Raw genomic sequence first — 21,449 nt, forward strand, 5'->3', positions numbered from 1 at the left:
AAGTCAATATAAATAATAAATAGATATCTACCAAAAATCTAGAACAAAACTGCTAGAAAAGAAATAATAAAACCTAATAATCCTCCTAGTAAAGTTATGGCATTGAGCTCTTTTCTGGCAATGGATAATATGATATCTTCCAGCATTTTGATATCAAACATGTTAAGCTGCTTTTCTATGATAGAACTTAATTTTACATCTTTTATCAGTTTAGTCATGTGCTTATTAACAAATGAATTATATTTGTCAAGAATAAAAGTATCTATGGCCTTCTTATCTTCATCTGTAACCTTAATATTAGTCAATATAACTCTATTAAACATGGTATCTACAATGTTTTCAATACTTTCAATAATGTCTTTGTCTCTCAGCATTTCTTCATAATTGTCATTAACCATATGGTTGATTTTATCTTCTAGACTATCATTTACCAAGTTATTAATGAATGAGTATAGATCAGTATCTTTCAAGTCAATAGCACTGGTAATATCTAATTTCGAAAGATTTTTTGGTATGTAATAAGCTAACCATGCAATCAAACTCTCTCTTTTATCATTAGATAAAATCTCTTTTAAAGGTCTATTAGTTACTTCATCTATTTTTTCTATTACAAATGTATATATTTCATCTTTTACTTCTTGTTCTTGCAGTTTTTCTTTTGATTTTTCCGCTATGGTTTGATAAATGCTCTCTCCATTAACAAACATAGCACCTAAAGCTCCAACTTTTTCTTTTATAGTTGCATCAATCAGACCTACTACTCTTTCTTTCAACTTTTCATTTTCAAATATTTTCAAGTCACTTGTTAATGTATCAATATAATCAATGAAGAATTTTTTTACATTATTAATCATCTCTTCATCAATTATCTCATTGATAGTGGCCTCTTCCTTGATTATGCCAGATAAGAAATCAGTTAACATTACCCTGGTCTTTTGATTGTATAAGAAATCTTCATATTTATGATTAAGCTCTTCTTCACTTACTATATCTGTCAATTTCACTTTTTTTAGACTTGTACTTACTTTTTCACTTATTGCCTTTTGCAATTGTTCTTTGGTGCTTTTATCTTGTATAAGTTCATATAATCTTCTAACCAAGATATCCTTCAACTTATCAATTACTGGTTTATTATCATTAGATGATAGTAATTGTTCTAAATCAATATTTCCTTCTTGATTATATAAGTTATGGTTTACTAAACTAAGCACATGATTTTTTGTTGAATCTTCTAGTAGTTCGTTTACAATAATTTTATCTGTCAATAAATAATCTTGAATAACCTCACCAATGGATTTAGCTACTCTTTCTCTCTCTTTTGGTATTAATCCTGGTGTAAAGGGCAGTCTGATACCCATGACCCTTTTTTCAGTGTAAGGTCTAAACAACATCTTGATTGCAAGCCAATTAGTAGAATACCCTATTCCTGCACCTATAATAGGGGCAACTATTAATTTCATATCCATAGAAACACACCTTCATTCTTAATTCTATAATATAACAAAAAACCGTCAGTCAAACTGACGGCTTTTTAACGGAATATAGATTCCTATTTATTAATTATTTAAAGCAGCTTGAGCCGCAGCTAAACGAGCGATAGGTACTCTAAATGGTGAACAAGATACATAGTTTAATCCTACTTTATGACAGAATTCAATTGAAGCAGGGTCTCCACCATGTTCTCCACAGATTCCTAATTTAATATCAGGTCTTGTAGCTTTACCTTTTTCAGCTGCCATCTTAACTAATTGACCAACGCCAGTTTGATCTAATCTAGCAAATGGATCTGATTCAAATACTCCCTTATTGTAGTAATCTTCTAAGAAAGCACCAGCATCATCACGAGAGAATCCAAATGTCATTTGAGTTAAGTCATTTGTACCAAATGAGAAGAATTCAGCTTCTTTTGCAATTGCATCAGCAGTTAATGCAGCACGTGGAATTTCAATCATAGTACCAACTTTGTATTCCATCTCAACACCAGCTTCAGCTATTGCAGCGTCAACAGCTTTAACTACTACATCTTTAACATATGCTAATTCTTTGATTTCTCCAACTAATGGAATCATAATTTCAGGAACGATATCGTATCCTTGTTCTTTCTTAACTTCGATTGCTGCTTCAATAATAGCTGTTGCTTGCATTTCAGCTATTTCTGGATATGTTACAGCTAAACGACAACCTCTATGACCAAGCATTGGGTTGAATTCATGTAATGAATCAACAGTAGCTTTTAATTCTTCAAAAGTGATACCCATATCTTTTGCTAAAGCAACGATATCTTCTTCATCATGAGGTAAGAACTCATGTAGTGGTGGGTCAAGAAGACGTACAGTCATTGGCATTCCTTTTAATGCTTCGTACATACCTTTGAAGTCACCTTTTTGAATTGGTAATAATTCGCTAAGAGCAGCTTTTCTTTCTTCTACTTCTTTAGCAACAATCATTTTTCTCATTTTTGCAATTCTATCTTCTTCAAAGAACATATGCTCTGTACGGCAAAGTCCGATACCTTCAGCACCAAACTCAACAGCTTTCCTAGCATCTCTTGGAGTATCAGCATTAGTTCTTACTTTTAATGTTCTAATTTCGTCAGCCCAAGACATGAACTTCTCGAAATCACCTGAAATTTCAGGATCAACTGTTTTAATATCTGCAATGTAAATATTTCCTGTTGAACCGTCTAATGAGATATAATCTCCTTCTTTAACAGTTTGTCCAGCAACAGTAAATACTTTGTTTTCTTCATCAATAGCAATGTCTCCACAACCAGATACACAACAAGTACCCATTCCACGAGCTACAACGGCTGCGTGTGATGTCATACCTCCACGTACTGTTAAGATACCTTCTGAAGCGTACATACCTTCGATATCTTCTGGTGAAGTCTCTAATCTAACTAATATAACTCTTTCGTTTCTCTTAGCAGCTTCAGCAGCATCTTCTGCAGTAAAGTATACCTTACCAGCAGCAGCTCCTGGAGATGCAGGTAAACCTTTAGCTACTACAGTTCCAGCTTTTAATGCAGCAACGTCAAAGTTAGGGTGAAGTAATTGATCAAGTTGTTTTGGCTCAACTTTCATTAAAGCTTCTTTTGAAGTTAATAATCCTTCTTCTACTAGATCAACAGCTATTTTTAATGCAGCAGCTGCTGTTCTTTTACCATTACGTGTTTGTAAGAAATATAATTTACCTTTTTCAATAGTAAACTCCATATCTTGCATATCTTTGTAGTGGTTCTCTAAGTTAGAAGCGATTTCCATGAATTGTTTGTATACTTCTGGCATATCCTCTTCAAGTCTTGTTATAGGTTCTGGAGTTCTAATACCAGCAACAACGTCTTCACCTTGTGCATTTAATAAGTATTCTCCATAAATTCCTTTTTCACCAGTTGCAGGGTTTCTTGTGAAAGCAACACCTGTTCCTGAACTTTCACCCATGTTACCAAATACCATTGTTTGAACATTAACAGCTGTTCCCCAGTTACCTGGAATATCATTCATTCTTCTGTAGATGATAGCACGTTCGTTGTTCCATGAACCGAATACTGCTTCTACAGCTGCCATTAATTGCTCTTTTGGATTTTGTGGGAAATCATCACCTAATTGTTCTTTATATAAATTTTTGAAAGCAGCGATTACGTCTTTTAAGTCATCAGCTGTTAAATCTAAGTCACTTGCGTATCCTTTTGCTTCTTTGATATCGTCTAATACTCTTTCGAATTTTGATTTTGGAAGACCTTTAACAACGTCTGAGAACATTTGAATAAATCTTCTATAAGAATCGTATGCGAATCTTGCATTTTCTGTAGCTTTTGCGAATCCTTCAACAGATACATCATTAAGTCCTAAGTTAAGAACTGTATCCATCATACCAGGCATAGATACTCTAGCACCTGAACGAACAGATACTAATAATGGTTGACTATTATCACCAAATTTTTTATCATTAATTTCTTCAACTTTCACTAAAGCTTCTTCGATTTGTTGTTTAATTTCATCAGAAATACTTTCACCATTATCATAATAATTAATACAAGCTTCAGTTGAAACAGTAAATCCTTGAGGAATTGGTAAACCAAGCTTAGTCATTTCTGCTAAGTTAGCTCCTTTTCCACCAAGAAGGTTTTTCATTGATGCATCAGCTTCACTAAACATATAAACATATTTCTTGCTCATTAAATATACCTCCTGATAATCTTTTCTTTAATTATTTATATTAAAAACTTAAGGCTTGAACCTCTTAGTTTTTATGTCATTAGTACTTGATAAATACAAATAGTTATTAATGACCTTATAATAAATTATGACCAAATTGTATAATTCTAACAATCATTTCATCAATATATCTGTAAATTATTTATTTGACGCTATTTGCTAAAATTTTACTTATATGTCAGTCCGACATATATTATAACACAAAAACTTAAAATAAGTAGACTTTTTTTTGTTTTTTTCTACTAATATATAGATTTTAACCAATTGACTAATAAAGTAACTGTTTAATATTTTTTTTTGTGTAATTTTATGCTAAAATGTTATCCTTTGTCCTAAATAATTTAGCAGGTCATCAATTTTAACTCTTTCTTGTTCCATTGAATCTCTATTTCTAATAGTTACAGCTCCATCTTCCAAAGAATCGAAATCAAATGTTAAGCAATAAGGTGTTCCTATTTCGTCTTGTCTACGGTATCTTTTACCAATACTACCTCTGTCGTCGTATTCAACATTATAATGTTTACCTAACATAGCATATATCTTTTCAGCTTCTTCAGATAGTTTTTTTGATAATGGAAGAACAGCAATTTGTACTGGAGCTATCGCTGGATGGAAACGTAGTACTTTCCTTACATCACCATTCTCTAACTCTTCTTCATCATATGCCTCACATAAGAATGCAAGTGTTACTCTATCTGCACCTAGTGAAGGTTCAATACAATATGGAATATATTTTTCTTTTTTCATATCATCAAAATATGTTAAATCAGCACCTGACGTTTCTTGATGTTTTCTTAAGTCAAAATCTGTTCTATCAGCAATACCCCATAATTCACCCCAACCGAATGGGAAAAGGTATTCTATATCAGATGTTGCATTACTGTAATGAGATAATTCTTCCTGGCTATGATCTCTAAGTCTCATATTTTCTTCTTTTATACCAAGAGATAGTATCCAATTGACACAATATTTTTTCCAATACTCAAACCATTCAAGGTCTGTTCCTGGCTCACAGAAAAATTCTAATTCCATTTGCTCAAATTCTCTAGTTCTGAATGTAAAGTTTCCTGGTGTAATTTCATTTCTGAAAGATTTACCTATTTGACCAATACCAAATGGAATTTTCTTTCTTGAAGTACGTTGTACATTCTTGAAGTTAACAAAGATACCTTGTGCTGTTTCTGGACGTAGATAAACAGTATTTTTTGCATCTTCTGTTACACCTTGGAAAGTTTTGAACATCAAATTGAACTGTCTGATATCTGTAAAGTTCTTCTCTCCACAAGAAGGACAGGCAATACCATTTTCTTCAATATACTCTTTCATTTTTTCATTGGACCATGAATCAACAGCATCTTCAATTTCAAGATCATTTTCTTTCATGTAGTTTTCAATTAATTGGTCAGCCCTAAATCTTTCTTTACAACTTTTACAATCCATCAATGGATCATTGAAACCGCCTACATGACCTGAAGCAACCCATACTTGTGGATTCATCAATATAGCACAATCAATACCTACGTTGTAAGGACTTTCCTTAATAAATTTTTGCCACCAAGCTTTTTTTACATTGTTCTTAAGTTCAACTCCAAGAGGACCATAATCCCATGTATTAGCTAATCCTCCATATATGTCTGATCCTGGATAAATAAAACCTCTAGCCTTTGCAAGGGCAACTACTTTTTCCATAGTCTTTTCCATATTAAACATCCTTTCATATATATATCTATATTTATATTTTTTCACAAAAAAAGACATTCTTCTATCCCAGAAAGGGACGAAAGAATACCTTCCGCGGTTCCACCCTAATTGATGTGATAATATCACATCCACTTACTTATCTGTTCAAAAGCGCCATTCATTAATTACATTCTGTTCAGCTTCCACCTTCCTGAACTCGCTATAAGAATTTATTTAATTAATTACTTCTCTTCATCATTACAGAGACCTTATGTAATTCTATATAGTAATATTTCAGTCAAAATATATCTTACAAAATTGTATATATCTGTGGAAAAGTATATCAAAACAGTCATTCTATGTCAAGGATAATTCTTCAATATCAATAATTTATTTTTTATCGTCTTTTATATCTGAAATTATCTTATTTCCACATATTTTACAATATATTGCATCATAATCATTCTTCTGACCACAGTAATAACAGTCAACAGAACTTTTTTTGCTAGATTGCCATTTAATACTTAAATAGACAGCGTAACTAACTATTAATAGCAACAACGCCCATAAAACCCATTTGCTTATTCCTGTTGAAGGCTTATATAATACATAATAAGTGCCATAGTCTTTAAAATAAATGGTGTCTTTCTTTATGATTTCACCTTGCTTGCTAGCATATATTATATCTCCATTAACTTTTATTTTAGAATTATTACAGTCTAGTCTGATTAGACTATATTTTTTATTATCTTCTAGTTGTTCTTCTGTTATCTCTTCACCACTTAATACATTATATAATATATCCTTATCTTCAAATTGGTCATAATCGATATTATTATCATCTAGATAATCTTGTAGAGAATCATGAAAAATATTTGTTTCAAGAACTCTATCCAGATCATCTAAATCATCAAAACCAAAAGTAATTCTTATATTGTCTCCATACAATTCTATGTTCTTGATCTTAACATCTATCTCTTTATGTTTCTTTAATTTGTTCTCTACAAAATTTTTATATTTTTGCTTATCATAATTTTTATCATTTTTCTTGATGAATGTAACTTCTACATTATCATCATTTATTTCATAAAGGAATTCACCAGCAATAAAATCTATTTTCTTAGATGTGCATCCAGACAAAAAAATACAGATAAAAATACTAAATATGCATATAAAATATTTTAATACTTTCATAATAATTCTCCTTAAAATAATTTTTTATCATACTATAATTTCAATAAAAAATCTAAAGACTTAAATTTATGGTTAAGGTGATATTCAATATATTTTTTCATTATTAAAGTCAATTCGTATTTGATGGTTTCATTAACCTGAAAACTAAATAATTTTTCAACGGATGTAGCGAGAATATATCTCATAGTATAAATAGTACTGTTATTTATTCTAATCACATATTTTTGTTCATCAGAGCAATTTTTGCAAACAATTCCTCCTAACTTGATGCTAAAAGAATACTTATCATACTGTTTACCACAGTTGACGCAGTTTATTACATTAGGGGTATAACCTATATAACTCATGGCTTTCAATTCAAATATTCTCATTGTCAGATCATAATCAATGACTTTCCTAACTAATATCTGCAAAGTTTTCAACATAAGTTTCATAAGTGGTTTGTTAGGTACATTCTCTTGAGTAATGAATGTTGCAAACTCCAATACATATAGCCCATAAGCTAATAAATCAATATCTTTACGTATACCATGAAAAGATTCTATTATTTGTATTTGCTTAACATTATAGGATGAGGATTTTCCTTTATATAATATGTATTCTCCATAACAAAATAATTGAGAACCAGCAAGAAACATACTATTTGTTTTTCTAGCACCTCTGGCAAAAACTGTTATCTTACCTTTGTCTTTGGTAATAATAACTATGCGTTTATCATTTTCTCCTATAGGCATTTCACTTACAACAATGCCTTTTGTCTTTATCTCATTCATTTTATAACTCCTATAATACATCTATTTATTCTATGATATTATAACACTCCATCTGTATCAAGTAAATTACTATAAAGTTGATGCCATAAAAGAGTTTAATAAAATATGACTATATTATAATATATTTTCCAATATGTTACAACTCCAAGACTTGAATATCCATATCTTTATTCCAAAGGTGCATTAAACAATTTAGGGTTATCCCCTTCTAATTGAGATAACCCTAATATTGAAAACTATTCTGTTTTTATAGCTTCAAGAGCACTTAATTTCATTGCTTTACGAGCAGGTAGATACCCTGATACCAGCCCAATAAAAGCAGTAAATACTAGAGCCAATAACGAAAGCCATATAGGAATTATAGAAATTGATGTTTTAGTTTGTTCCATACTCATATCTCCCATAAATGACCCTGCTCCACCTGCAATAACATTTACTATGGATGAAATACCAAAACTGAGTATTACACCTAATATACCTCCTAATAATCCAATTGAAGCTGATTCAAATAAAAATAATCTCTTGATGTCCCGTATAGAAGAACCTATGACCTTCATGACACCAATCTCTTTTCTTCGTTCATAGATTGCCATAACCATAGTATTGGTAATACCTATAGCAGCAACCAATAAAGAGATTCCACCGATACCTCCGAAAACCAGATTAATAATTTGTGTCATTTTCTTGGTCTCTCTTAACATATCTGCATCACTATCAGCTCTAAAACCATATTTTTGGATTTCTTTCTGTATTCTTTCCAGATTCTTTCTGTCAGGAACGTGTACCATAACTTCAGTATACCCATTCTTGCTAGGCTTCTTACCTCCATACTCACTATAACCAGTCATCTTATCATATTTATCTTTTAGATTTTGTAGTTGACTTAATTCCATATACATATATGCTGATTTTTGATAATTAGTTGTAGCTAATATACCTACTGGCTTAATTAATATTGGTTTAATAGTGTTTTCGTTATCACCTGTGTTCTCTGAACCAAATGACATGTAGATTCTATTAACAAGAGGATTAAATTTTGGTTCCTTCATCTTTCCTGTTTCTTCATCATACATCTCTTCAAAAGGATCATAATAATTGTTAGTGGCATTAGCCTTAACAAATCCATATAGAGTCATTTTTCCAAATAACACACCTGCCCTATCATCCTCTGTCAGGACACTACCTTTTTTCATCTTTCCTAGCCCATATTTCTCCATGAATTCTAGAGTCATACCTTTGATTGATGTTTGGGCTGTCAATCTTTTTGATGTTATCATAGTAACACTATAATTAATAACCGGTGAAACCGCATCAACACCTTCTATATTCTTTAAATATTGAATATCCTTGTCTGTAACACTAGTCTTCTTCTTTTTTGCACCAATAGTATTGGTTTTGCTTTTATCAGCAGGAGATACAGTAATAATATTCATATCGCCCATTTGATTAAAAGATTTATCCATTTGTTTTTGCATACCAATACCAATAGAAATCATTACTACTATTGAAATAGTCCCTATGATAATACCTAATGTAGTTAAAAATGTCCTAAGTTTTCTACGAAATAAATTTTTTAGCCCCATGGATATTAGATCTATATTATTCATCATCTTTCATATCCTTTTTCTTTTTAATCACTCTTAATATGATTATAAGAACAATAAGTAAAACACTGATTACACCAACTATCATTATGATATTCATATTACTTTTAGGGGCATTGATTTCATTTTCTATATTTATTGGTTTTCCGTTCTCATCTACAAATTCGCCTTCTTCAGGCATTAAATCTGCTGTAGCCATAGTATGTATTTCTTTCTTCACTTCTTCTGTTTTTCCATCTGGTTTTGTATATGAAAATATAAGATTACCTTTTACTTCTCCCTCCTGGGTAGGCCATAATTCAATATCGTGATAAGTTGTTTTACCTGATTGAAGATTTCCTAAGTATCCTTTACTGTTTTTTGAACCAAAGCCTTCAATGGCAACAGTAAAATTATCAAGGGTTGTTTTTCCAGTATTACTTATCTCCAAAGATACAGTATGTGGTTGATTCACTGACATAGCTTCTGGCATATTGATGTCACTTGTTATGAAACTTGAAGATTGAATGACAGGTACACTGACTAGTTCAGTAGCCTTGTATTGATTAGCTTTATCATCCTCATATTCAAGATTAACCTTTATCGTATGAGTTTTTGCTGCTGCGTATGGTATAGTATATAGGGTCAATTGTTTGTTGACTGATTGCTTAGGTGATATCTCATCGATGAAAAAGGTATTACTGCTGTTAACTGGTGTAAACACACTACCTGATTTGTCATTACTATTATTGCTGCTATTGTTACTTGTATTTTCTTCTGCTGTTAAATATACCTTTACATTCTGCACTTTCTTGTTCTTGTGTGTGTTATTAAAAGAAATATTCAGCTTGAAATTTTCTCCTGCCTTTACAATAGTAGGTTCTGTTGCATAGCTGTCTATGATAATATTTGGTTTACTATTAGTAGCCTTGTCATTTTCCTTGACATAGACACCTACATATTGATTAATAGTAGTTAAAGCTTCTTCATTACTTCCTTTTACTTCAATATTTATCAAATGGTTCTTAGTCTTTGCCTCTGCAGTAGGTTGAAATTCAAACTCAAGTTTTTTGGTTGTTCCTGTTTTCAGCAACTTAAGTACTTGCACACTTTGAGAAACAGGTACAATACCTTCCTCCGGCTTTACTGTCACAGTAAGGTCTTTTGTATCAATATCACTGGTGTTAACTAAATCAAAGGATACTTTAAATTTATTAGTTCCAGTTATAGTTCCTGAAGGTGCTTTGATATTCTCTATTGCAATATTGGACTTCTTCTGTTCTACTTTGAGATAAATCTCTTTTTCTACTATTTGTTCATTATTAAGATTATCTTGGTATTTTAATTTTACTTTGATTGGGTAACTTCCTTTAGTCATTTTATCTGCTGCATATAGATTAAATGTCACCTTTTTACCTGGGCTATCTGGTGGTAGTATGCTTATCTTATTACTATTAACACCATTTGCAATAGTAAATCCTTCTCCTGATAAACCTTGTAAAGAAACCTCTATATCTTTTACACTTGATAATCCCGCATTATTATTTACTAGAAAACTTAGCTGAGCTTCTGAACCAGAATATATAATCTTAGGTAGAGTTTCAATTTTATCAATTTCTAGATTAACGTCTGGAAAACCTTTTTTAACCTTAATATATATGTCCTGTGTCTTTTCCTTAAGGTCACCATATAAGTTATAATATGTATACTTCAATTGCCCTGTATAAGTCTTAGCTTTTGAATCATTCAATATAGTCAAGGAATAATCCAGATTTGTTTTTTCTTTAGCCTTTAATTGTTTAATTTTATGTACCATACTCATTTTATTGGTCTCATATAAAAAACCATCTTCCTTGGACGGTATAAATTCTACAGTAATATCCTTAGCTGTATGACTGCTGATATTCTGTAATTCCAAGGATAGATTCAAAACAGAACCTGCTCTAGCAGTTGGTATATCTTGATTAGTAACTTGTAACTCAGGATTATATTTTTTAGTATTAGTTGTGGTATTTTCATTAGAATTGTTGCTGGCTTTCACCATATCGATAGTAATCTTGTTGACAGCTTTTTTTGAATCTCCGCCATCTACATAATTGAATATCAGTTCAATGACATTATCGGTGCCAGAACATTTTAATGGAAGTGTTATTGTTTCTTTACCACCAGCATTCAGATTAGCTGGATTGATAGATATAACTGAACCTTTATCTTTTAATATGAAGCTTCCTGGATTAATAGCTAAAGTAGGAGTTCCAGTTATAGTTCCTGAGCCTATCTTTTTCAAATTAACTGTTAAAGTGAATTCTGTTCCTTCATAGATGGTGCTTTTACTCACAGAATAAAAGTCCACTATAATATCATTTGTTTCTGTTGTTGCAGCCACTTTTATACCTGCTACATTGAAAACCATAATAAGAGCACATAGATAAATTAGTAATTTTGTTTTTTTCATAATTAAGCCTCCTGTTTATAATTAATTCCTTTTAAAATATCATCTTTTGTTTCATCAATTCTTTCAATAAGACCATCACGTACATGAATTACTCTGTCAGCATAGACTGCCGTTTCTGTATCATGAGTTACCATAATCAATGTCTGATTGTTCTCATTTGCCATATTAGTAATGAGTTCCATTACTTCCATAGTCGTTTTCGTATCAAGATTACCTGTCGCCTCATCAGCAAATACAATCTCAGGTGTTCCAACAAAAGCTCTTGCTATACTTACACGCTGCTGTTGTCCTCCACTCATTTGAGAAGGTTTGTGATGAAGTCTATCCCCTAATCCAACAGCCTGTAACATTTGTTTTGCCTCTTTCTCCCTTTTTCTTTTGGATATACCACCAAAAATCATAGGCATTGCTACATTTTCGAGAGCTGTAAGATTGGGTAATAAGTTATATGATTGAAAAACGAATCCTACATGCTTCTGACGAAACTTGGTAACCTGTTTTTCATTCATTTTTTCAATTGACTGCCCTTTTATGATTATTTGTCCTTTTGTAGGTTTTTCAAGTCCTGCTATCATATTAAGTAGCGTAGATTTACCAGAACCAGAGGTTCCAAGGATACAACAACACTCACCTTTTTTAATATTAAGACTTATACCTTTTAAAGCTTCAACCCGTTCATTTCCCATTTTATATATTTTTTTTAATTCTTTTATCTCAATAATATCGCTCATATATTCCTTGTATACTAAATATATCAGATTGATACATCAGTATACTCTCCTTTCTTATTTCTGCTTTATATTATTTTCCTATATAATATTTAGATAAACGTTGTGGAGTATTCCATGTTTTACCTACGGCTCGACCGTTGAATGGAGGGTATACCCACAACTATTATTCAAAGGATAAATTAGCTGGTTAACGCTTGACGTTTCATTTACAAGGTCATCCGAATTTTAGTTTGTGGTCGCACAATGTTTAAATATATCTAGGAGGTCTTAACATGCTTTTTATTGGCATTGATGTCGCTTCAAAAAAACATGATGTAATTATTATTTCAGAGTACGGTGAAATCCTTTCAGAGTCTTTTACTATCGAAAACTCTTCTGCTGGATTTAAAAAACTCCATACGGAAATTTCTTCCCATACGGAGCTTTTTGATAACGTCCATATAGGGCTTGAAGAAACTGGTATTTACTCCAGTAACATCCGTGACTTCTTGCACTCTGCCGGTTTCAACGTGTATATGATTAACCCCGTTCTAACCCACCACAGTAGAATGGCATATTCACTAAGAAACACAAAAACTGATAAACTTGACTGCCTTGCAATCTGTAGATATATCATGCATAATTTCACGCATCTCAAACCCTATATATCTACACTATACACGACTTCTGAACTTAAGTCATTATCTAGATTACGTCTAGATAAACTTCATACCCTTGCAAAGGCCAAAATGGAGTTCACTCGATTGCTCCAGATTACTTTCCCTGAGTTTATCAAACACTTCAAACAGCATTCTCAGTGGGCTATGAATCTTTTCTCTTCTTATCCAGCTCCTGCTAAGATTGCTCGTATGCATCTTGACACACTTGTAAGCATTATCAAAATCAAGGGGGATCGTGTTTCTGCTGCTCAATTAATCAAAAATCTTGCTAAAAAAACAATTGGTGATACTTCTATTACCAACTCACTTCTTATAGAGTCTATCATCGATGACATCAATCACTACAACAAACAGATTGCTATTATCGATAAACATCTTGATGCTCTGATGGCTGATTTTGATTTTATAACAACAATACCAGGTGTTGGTAACGTTATTGGTGCTTCTATCATTGGTGAAATCGGTGATATCTCACGCTTTAATTCACCTTCTCAACTATTAGCATTTGCCGGTCTTGATCCCTCCATCTATGAATCAGGAGAGTTCAAAGGTAAACGGTGTCGCATATCTAAACGTGGCTCTAAATACCTCAGAACTTCCATTTTTACAGCTACACGTGTTGCGTGTGTAGGAAAAGGCAAGAACAATCAATTCCGTCAGAAATATCATAAGAAAAAACTTCAAGGCAAGCATCATAATTCTGCACTTTGTAATGTGTCCAAAAACATGATAAATACCATTTTCGCTATGCTTAACAGTAAAGAGGATTTTATATACATTACATAACTCACAATATAATTTAGGTATTCTTAGCAGTACCTTTATTTATGATGTTCTTTTTTATCTATTCAATATTTTCTTCTTTTATTTCATTTTTTACTTGACTTTTGTATAGCTGGCTCCATTCTCTTATGTTAATGTCTATAGCTAGTATGATAAACTATATTTTTTAATAGGTTATTGTTACCAAATATGTTAAACCATATAACTTTCCATAAAATGATTTTTTTCTTAACTTTTTCTTAATATAACAAATAAACAAAAGAGACTAGAACTTTTCTGCAACATAAAAAAAGCAGTCCCTATGACTGCTCTCAGTAAAAAATACTACAATATAATTTTTATTGTAAATCTGTCTTGTTCAATAACTGCATCAATTTCACCTTTATGCATTGTTATAATTTCTTTGCATATGGCTAAACCTATTCCTCCACTCTCCATAGTTCTATCTGAAGTGAAAAATCTATTAAATACATCTGTTTCAGATATATTCATCCCTTCTTTTATACCATTGGTTAACTGTATATGATATTTATCATCTATCCATATAGCTGTTAATTCAACTTTTTTACCCTTATCTGCATACTTCAAAATATTCTTGAACAAGTTCTCAATGACTCTATTGAATTTATCAATATCTATAGCAATCTCTTTATCACTTTCTTTAATATTGAAATAGATCTCCATGTTATGTTCTTCTAATAAGGTTTCCCACTCATATATAGATTGTCTGATATATGTAGCTATGTTAATCTTGGCTAAGTTAAGTTTCATTTGTCCATTTGACAGCATAACATATTCAAATAGTTGTTCAATCAAGTTAGATAGGGAAGTTGATTTATTCAAACAGATGTCCAGATATTTCTGTTTTACATATTCATTTTTTTCATAATCGTCTTTCAATAAAGTCAAATACCCTGTAATAGAAGTTAGTGGAGTTCTTAAATCGTGAGATATATTAGCAATTAATTCATTCTTGGATTGCTCTATGAGTTTTTCTTTTTCAATTCTCGTCTTGAGAGTACTACTCATTTGATTAATATGTCTTGCTACATATGTAATCTCATCATTTCCTTTTATAGCAACTTGATGGTTCAAGTCCCCACCCTCCAATATATCTAAACTATTAGCAATATTTATTAAATACTTTTGCTTTCTTCCTATAAAAAAACTCAATGCCACAATAAAAATGATAATAAACATTAAAGGCATGACTATAGATATAATACCAAAAAAGTCATCTAGTGATTTTACACTTCCACTCAAAGCAAAAACATTTTTATGAGTTTGAACATAATCAGTAAGTAAGATAGGCCATCCAATAGCATTAGTATCCTCATCCAATATAACCCATATATCATCTTTATCAAAAACATCTAGGTAAAAATTGTATTTTGGGTATTTTTCAACTTCCTTTTGCAGCTTATCCAAATCATTTTTCCCTAGATTATTATCAGTTATTAATTCCTCAAGATTGTCAAAAACACCTTTTAATTCATTTCTATATTTATCATAGTGACTATTAAAACTATTATCAATATATGTATCCCATAATTCCATGATAATTACTACACTAAAGGTCGCTATAATAACACTGATAAGTATAGCTATAATAAATTCTACCTTCAACCGATAACGCCTAGGTATATTTTTATTTTTCAATTTTGTAACCCACTCCCCATACTGTTTTGATATATTCATTTTGCTCGGTATTCTTAATTTTATTTCTTAACTTCTTAATATGTACCATAACCGTATTAGCCGAAACATCTATGTAAGCTTCATTCCATACACTTTCATATATACGTTCAATGCTAAAAACTTGTCCCTTATGATTTGCAAGAAGCAATAAAATATCAAATTCCGTCTTTGTTAAATGAATCTCTTTATTTTCACGAATGACATTATGAGATTCTATATCTATAACTAAATCTTTTACATATATCTTTTTATCGCTTTTATCTTCATAAGCATCTGCACCTAAAATTCTATATCTCCTCAATACAGCTTTTATTTTTGCAATTAAAATAGGTGGTGTAAAAGGTTTTTTTATGTAATCATCTGCTCCTGCTGATAGACCAAATATCATATCAGAATCCTGTGTCTTTGCAGTAAGAAAAATAATTGGTACACTACTCTTCTTTCTGATTTCATTACACGCCATTATACCATTCATAATAGGCATCATCACATCCAGTATAATAAGTCCAACACTAGAATCAACAGCTTCAACAGCTTCTTTTCCATTCTTGACAGTTACAACCTCGTAACCTTCATTCTCCAAACATACTTTTATTAATTCTCGTATCTCTAATTCATCATCAGCAACAATAATCTTTTCCATGTGTCGACCTCCCAATTCTATACTCAAACAAATATAACTGGTAAAACAAGTTATATTACCATCAAAAACATTATATTTCAAACACCTTATTTTATAATGACTTATACCTTAATTTTTTCTTAATATTATACCAAGTTATCAATGAATAAAGCAAGAGGAACTATTGCTGCTATGTAACAGTTCCTCTTGCTTATTATTGAATTTTATATTCATTTGCAGTATCAACATAATGGTTTGCTGATTCTTTTAATCCTTTTATTTCTTCCTCAGTGAGTTTTCTTCTAACTTTTGCTGGTGAACCTAATATAAGCACACCAGGGGGAAATATCTTATTACCTGTCACTAGACTTCCTGCTCCGACTATAGAATTTTCACTTATAACTGCACCATCTAATATTATGCTCCCCATCCCTATAAGAGTGTAATCATTTATTTTACAGCCATGTATAATACAATTATGACCAATAGTAACATAATCCCCTATCTCCGTACCAGTATCCTCTGATACATGTACTGTACTATTGTCTTGTACATTAGAACATTTACCTACTGTTATTTTATTTATATCTCCTCTAAGTACAGCACCAAACCATATACTTGCATTTTCTTTTACCTTAACTTGTCCTATAATATCAGCACTTGGAGCAATATATGCACTTTCATCAATTTCTGGTTTATATCCTTTATATGTCATATTATTAGCCACCTCATTTATTATTAAATTAACATCAACAATATTATAATTTGAATTGGGATGTAGTTTCATCCAATTCATTTGCTAGATTGGATAATTTCTCACTAGTGGTTGCTATCAATTGCAATGATGCAGATTGTTCTTGGGTAGATGCAGCAACTTCTTGGGTACTAGCTGCATTTTCTTCTGCAATGGTAGATAGATTACCTATAACATCTAGTATACTAGCTTTTTTTATTTGGAGTTCTTCCCCCAAATTATTCAGTTTGTCAACACTTCTACTTGAATCGTTTATAGCATGAGAAATATCTTTATATTTATTTTCTGTTACTTTGACACTTGTAACTTGCTCTTCAACAATGTCAGAAACCTCTTTTATCTTGACTACAGCCTCTTGAGCATTATTAATTAATTCGTTAACTATATTATCAATTTCTTTTGTTGAATGAGTAGATTGTTCAGCAAGTTTCCTTATTTCATCTGCAACTACTGCAAATCCTTTTCCTGCATCTCCTGCTCTAGCCGCTTCTATCGCTGCATTTAAAGCTAATAGATTAGTTTGTTCTGCAATAGCCGCAATCATAGTACTTGCTTTGCTGATTTTTTGTGTGCTTTTGTTTGTCTCAGCAACAACACCAAAAATATCTTTTGCTGATTTACCACTCTCTTCTGTTTTATTAATCAACTCATCTATCTCAATCAGACCTGATTCTATTAGTTCACCTACTTTATCAGAATTATCATTAAGTTCTTCCATAACATTTTTCTCGTCTTCTATCAAATTACCTAGCTGATATATTGCATCTGAACCCACTTCTGTATTATGCGCCTGATCAGAAGCACTTTTTGCAATTTCTCCCACAGTTACTGCTACACTATTAGCAGCGTTTGCACATTGTCCAGTAATATCTGTCATAGAAAGAGAAGAATCCCTTACTTCTTTGGATGCATCAGAAATCTTTTTAATAAGTTCTATAAAATTATCTTGCATCTTTGATAAAGAATTGGATATGATTCCAATTTCATCTCTTCTTTTAAAATATCGGCTTATATTCTCATCATTCCTACTTAAATCATATCTAGATAATTTATTCAATACTTTTGCTAATTTTCTTAGAGGTTTAGCAATCATTGCTCCCAATATATAGACTATTATTAAAGTTATTACTAAAGTTACGAGTATAGTTTTGAAACTAGTTGATTTCATCTTATCCAGTTCACTTAATACTTCATTTACTGGTGCCACAACTCCTAGTGACCAATTGGTATTTAATATTGGAGCATATCCCATAATGTTATTAGCATTATTGAAGCTATATTTTCCGCTACCACTTTGCCCTTCTATCATTTTATTGACGATTTCATTGTATTTACTAGAGTTCTTGGATTCTTCTAATAGATTGACATTATCAACAACTCTTTCAATACTTTTATCTGCTACTAATTGACCTTCCCTATTAACTATGAAAGCATATCCACTTTCTCCAATAGTTATATCAGAAATCATATTAATGAATGTATTAATATCTCTGACACCAATCAATACACCACATACTCCTCCACCTCTCCAGATTGGAGTTGCATATGTTACCACTAGAGAATCTTCAATTACAATAACATCTGAAATTATAGTTTCTCCATCCATAGCTTTCTTGAAATATTCTCTTTGGGATACATCATATTCTTTGTTGTCGTTGGAATAAGCTTGTCCATCAATATTAGCTATCAACATCTTAGAATACCCGTATTTTCTTATTTCGTTATTAAGTGCTATCATTTTTTCTCGTTTAGTTACATAATTTTCAACTATTTTTTCTTTGGATGCAACAGATTTGAGTACTTCTTTTTCAATATTAATTCTTTCGGAAATTACTTGAGATGACTTTTCAGATATAACAACCAGATTATCTTCTGTCTTGTTTAATAATACTTTGCTTCCATATGTATAAGATATTATTGATACTCCAACACATGATATTAATACAATGACTGATATTGCTAAAATCAACTTTGTTTTTATACTTTTCACTGCTGTATCCTCCCCCATTTATCATGTGATAATTCTAACTCTTTCACCAAAAAATGTCAAATTGTACAATTCAAATAATTTGTAAGTAATGTCTTTTTCTTTATTAATTAAAGAAAACACTTGTGATATCATAACAAAAACAAGTCTATTATTACACAAATTACTTAATACAATTCAAAAAAGGATACCGTAGAAATATTTAATATTATTAATACAATATTCAATGAAATAGTATAAAAAAAAGGCTATCTCATAATACATAATCTCTTATGTATTATTAAGATAGCCTTTATATCTATAGCTGGAATTTAGAAGCTTCCTGATTTAATTCTGCTGCTAATTCTGCGAGACTTTCACTGGTACTTGCAATTTGCTGTAAGGATGCAGATTGCTCTTCAGTTGAAGCTGCTGCTTCTTCTGTACTAGCTGCATTTTCTTCAGCAATTGCTGATAGATTCTGTATAACATCAAGTATATTTTCTTTTTTCTTCTGTAATTCTACACCTATGCTATTTAATCTATCTATACTATCATCTGTGCTGCTTATAGCTTCGACAATCTGTTTATACTTGCCTTCTGTAACATCCACACTATTTATTTGATGATTGACTATAGTATATACTTCTTCCATCCGTTTAACTGTCTGACCTGCATTAGTAATCAATTCATTTACTACTAGATCAATTTCTTTAGTAGATTCAGTAGATTGTTCAGCCAAAGTTCTAATCTCATCTGCTACAACTGCAAATCCCTTACCCGCATCACCTGCTCTTGCAGCCTCTATAGCAGCGTTAAGTGCTAGTAGGTTGGTCTGTTCCGCAATAGATGCAATCATAGTACTTGCCTTTGATATTTTTTTAGAACTTTCATTGGTTTTTTTGATTACTTCAAAGATCTCTATAGTTGCTTCCTTGCTAAGGTCAGTCTTTTCTTTTAATTCATTAATTTCAATAAGTCCTTCATCAGCCAGCTTTATTACTTTATCTGAATTAGTACTTACTTCCTCCATACATTCATGTTCTTTTTCTATAAGATCACCTAATTCATAAACAGTCTCAGAACCTTTTTCGGTATCTTTTGCTTGGTCCGTTGCTCCTTTGGCAATCTCACTTATAGTAGTAGCAACTTCCTCAGCAGCTTGTGCTGATTGCTGAGTTGTCAAACTCATACTAGCTGATGATTCTGTTATACTATTTACCGTTTCAGTTATTTTCTTGATCAAGCTAATAAAATTATTCTGCATAACAGATATTGAGTTGAAAATAAATCCTATCTCATCTTTTCTCTTTTTATGCTTAAGAATCTTGTTGTCATTGTTTTCTCTTAAGTCAAATTGAGCCATAATATCTATATTTTTAGATAGATCAACAAGAGGCTTAGTGATGAATGCTCCCACTAGATATATAAAGAATAATGATATGATTAATATTACTCCTGATATCATTAACGTACTACTTCTTAATCCATCTAATTCTGATAAAACTTCATCCAAAGGAGCTGTTATTCCAATTGACCAGTTTGTATTATTAATTGGTGAATATCCGATCATATGCTCTGACCCATTATATGTATATGAACCACTACCCTGTTCTTTTGCAATCATTTTGTCTAGTAGTTCTTTCAATTTTTTAGATTTCTTGTCATTTTCTACTTCTTTCAATAGGTTTACATTGTTAACTCTTTTAACGTCTTTATCTGCAACAATCATACCTTCATCATTTACTACGTATGCATAACCAGTTTCTCCAACTGTTATATCCTTTATGACATCACTGAATGAAATTGCTTCTTTTATTGCTACTAGAACTCCTGTTATATCTCCATTAGATTTTATAGGTGTAGCATATACAACAATCAGTGATCCATCTTCTGCACTAACCAACAAATCAGAAATAGTAGATTGTCCATTCATTGCCCTTTTAAAATATTCTCTATGACTTAGATCATATTTTTTATTACCTGTAGACACAGCCTGTCCATGAGTATCAATTAAATCCATCAACTGATATCCATTTCTACTGATTTCTTCTCTTAGAGCATCTAACTTATCTTCAGTAGTATTATCTGGATCTGTTATTCTAGTTCTACCAGCAATGACCTCTAATTTTCCTAATTCCTTATTAACTCTTTCTTCTATTAATTGTGATGATTTTTCAGCAATAGTTATTAGATTATGTTCTACAGAATCTACCAACGCCTGCTTACTAAAATTATAAGAGATCAACCCTAACCCACTACATGAAATCACAATTATTACGCACAAAATCAATATCAATTTTGACTTGATACTCTTCATAATAAATCAGCCCC

The 21,449-nt window shown here is 31.4% G+C and carries 14 protein-coding genes and 1 other annotated feature; of the genes, 1 reads left to right on the plus strand and 13 read right to left on the minus strand.

The genetic code is table 11. The annotated features are described in order from the left end of the window. Nucleotides 1-38: 38 nt before the first annotated feature. From HYG85_RS00775 to HYG85_RS00810, 8 genes are all read right to left on the minus strand, one after another. On the minus strand, nt 39-1,466 hold the full coding sequence (locus HYG85_RS00775) for a DUF445 family protein (protein WP_212691885.1): 1,428 nt from the start codon (nt 1,464-1,466) through the stop codon (nt 39-41). Nucleotides 1,467-1,556: 90 nt separating this feature from the next. Then, nucleotides 1,557-4,178, minus strand: coding sequence for a pyruvate, phosphate dikinase (gene ppdK / locus HYG85_RS00780; RefSeq protein ID WP_212691886.1), 2,622 nt, complete (start codon nt 4,176-4,178; stop codon nt 1,557-1,559). A 351-nt stretch (nt 4,179-4,529) separates the two neighbouring features. Continuing rightward, the gene (locus HYG85_RS00785; protein ID WP_113674647.1) at nt 4,530-5,918 is read right to left on the minus strand and encodes a glycine--tRNA ligase; all 1,389 of its coding nucleotides are present in this window, start codon (nt 5,916-5,918) and stop codon (nt 4,530-4,532) included. Between the two features lie 69 nt (nt 5,919-5,987). Then, nucleotides 5,988-6,165 (minus strand) — a binding site (T-box leader). A gap of 122 nt (nt 6,166-6,287) precedes the next feature. Beyond that, nucleotides 6,288-7,091: a hypothetical protein gene (locus HYG85_RS00790; RefSeq protein WP_212691887.1), complete on the minus strand. Its 804-nt coding sequence runs from the start codon at nt 7,089-7,091 to the stop codon at nt 6,288-6,290. A gap of 32 nt (nt 7,092-7,123) precedes the next feature. Beyond that, a complete protein-coding gene (recO, locus tag HYG85_RS00795) occupies nt 7,124-7,864 on the minus strand; it encodes a DNA repair protein RecO (protein WP_212691888.1) in 741 nt (246 codons plus the stop codon). A 236-nt stretch (nt 7,865-8,100) separates the two neighbouring features. Continuing rightward, nucleotides 8,101-9,474, minus strand: a complete 1,374-nt coding sequence (locus tag HYG85_RS00800; protein ID WP_212691889.1) for an ABC transporter permease — start codon at nt 9,472-9,474, stop codon at nt 8,101-8,103. Continuing rightward, entirely contained in the window at nt 9,464-11,902 is a 2,439-nt protein-coding gene (locus HYG85_RS00805) for a COG1361 S-layer family protein (RefSeq protein WP_212691890.1), read from the minus strand. Before HYG85_RS00805 ends, HYG85_RS00800 begins: the two co-directional genes overlap by 11 nt. Before the next feature lie 2 nt (nt 11,903-11,904). Beyond that, nucleotides 11,905-12,633 carry an ABC transporter ATP-binding protein gene (locus HYG85_RS00810; RefSeq protein ID WP_212691891.1) on the minus strand — a complete coding sequence of 243 codons (729 nt, stop codon included), beginning with the start codon at nt 12,631-12,633 and terminating at the stop codon, nt 11,905-11,907. A gap of 272 nt (nt 12,634-12,905) precedes the next feature. Here HYG85_RS00810 and HYG85_RS00815 point away from each other — a divergent pair, with 272 nt between their 5' ends. After that, nucleotides 12,906-14,078, plus strand: coding sequence for an IS110 family RNA-guided transposase (locus HYG85_RS00815; protein ID WP_113671495.1), 1,173 nt, complete (start codon nt 12,906-12,908; stop codon nt 14,076-14,078). A 321-nt stretch (nt 14,079-14,399) separates the two neighbouring features. On the opposite strand, the gene HYG85_RS00820 is transcribed toward HYG85_RS00815, so the two are convergent. The 5 genes from HYG85_RS00820 to HYG85_RS00840 form a co-directional block, all read right to left on the minus strand. Then, nucleotides 14,400-15,734 (minus strand): sensor histidine kinase, encoded by a 1,335-nt coding sequence (locus tag HYG85_RS00820; RefSeq protein ID WP_212691892.1) that lies wholly within the window; start codon nt 15,732-15,734, stop codon nt 14,400-14,402. Next, nucleotides 15,724-16,416, minus strand: a complete 693-nt coding sequence (locus tag HYG85_RS00825; RefSeq protein ID WP_212691893.1) for a response regulator transcription factor — start codon at nt 16,414-16,416, stop codon at nt 15,724-15,726. The genes HYG85_RS00820 and HYG85_RS00825 overlap by 11 nt, the downstream gene beginning before the upstream one ends. Before the next feature lie 193 nt (nt 16,417-16,609). Beyond that, the gene (locus HYG85_RS00830) at nt 16,610-17,110 is read right to left on the minus strand and encodes a gamma carbonic anhydrase family protein (protein ID WP_212691894.1); all 501 of its coding nucleotides are present in this window, start codon (nt 17,108-17,110) and stop codon (nt 16,610-16,612) included. A gap of 43 nt (nt 17,111-17,153) precedes the next feature. Continuing rightward, nucleotides 17,154-19,139: a methyl-accepting chemotaxis protein gene (locus HYG85_RS00835; RefSeq protein ID WP_212691895.1), complete on the minus strand. Its 1,986-nt coding sequence runs from the start codon at nt 19,137-19,139 to the stop codon at nt 17,154-17,156. A gap of 295 nt (nt 19,140-19,434) precedes the next feature. Beyond that, nucleotides 19,435-21,435: a methyl-accepting chemotaxis protein gene (locus HYG85_RS00840; RefSeq protein ID WP_212691896.1), complete on the minus strand. Its 2,001-nt coding sequence runs from the start codon at nt 21,433-21,435 to the stop codon at nt 19,435-19,437. Between the last annotated feature and the right edge of the window lie 14 nt (nt 21,436-21,449).

This window comes from Vallitalea guaymasensis, assembly GCF_018141425.1.
Classification (GTDB): domain Bacteria; phylum Bacillota; class Clostridia; order Lachnospirales; family Vallitaleaceae; genus Vallitalea; species Vallitalea guaymasensis.

Bases quoted from the DNA above. Each gene is read 5' to 3' on its own strand.
- HYG85_RS00775 (WP_212691885.1), bottom strand. From the start codon at position 1,466: ATGGATATGAAATTAATAGTTGCCCCTATTATAGGTGCAGGAATAGGG.
- ppdK (WP_212691886.1), bottom strand. From the start codon at position 4,178: ATGAGCAAGAAATATGTTTATATGTTTAGTGAAGCTGATGCATCAATG.
- HYG85_RS00785 (WP_113674647.1), bottom strand. From the start codon at position 5,918: ATGGAAAAGACTATGGAAAAAGTAGTTGCCCTTGCAAAGGCTAGAGGT.
- HYG85_RS00790 (WP_212691887.1), bottom strand. From the start codon at position 7,091: ATGAAAGTATTAAAATATTTTATATGCATATTTAGTATTTTTATCTGT.
- recO (WP_212691888.1), bottom strand. From the start codon at position 7,864: ATGAATGAGATAAAGACAAAAGGCATTGTTGTAAGTGAAATGCCTATA.
- HYG85_RS00800 (WP_212691889.1), bottom strand. From the start codon at position 9,474: ATGATGAATAATATAGATCTAATATCCATGGGGCTAAAAAATTTATTT.
- HYG85_RS00805 (WP_212691890.1), bottom strand. From the start codon at position 11,902: ATGAAAAAAACAAAATTACTAATTTATCTATGTGCTCTTATTATGGTT.
- HYG85_RS00810 (WP_212691891.1), bottom strand. From the start codon at position 12,633: ATGAGCGATATTATTGAGATAAAAGAATTAAAAAAAATATATAAAATG.
- HYG85_RS00815 (WP_113671495.1), top strand. From the start codon at position 12,906: ATGCTTTTTATTGGCATTGATGTCGCTTCAAAAAAACATGATGTAATT.
- HYG85_RS00825 (WP_212691893.1), bottom strand. From the start codon at position 16,416: ATGGAAAAGATTATTGTTGCTGATGATGAATTAGAGATACGAGAATTA.
- HYG85_RS00830 (WP_212691894.1), bottom strand. From the start codon at position 17,110: ATGACATATAAAGGATATAAACCAGAAATTGATGAAAGTGCATATATT.
- HYG85_RS00840 (WP_212691896.1), bottom strand. From the start codon at position 21,435: ATGAAGAGTATCAAGTCAAAATTGATATTGATTTTGTGCGTAATAATT.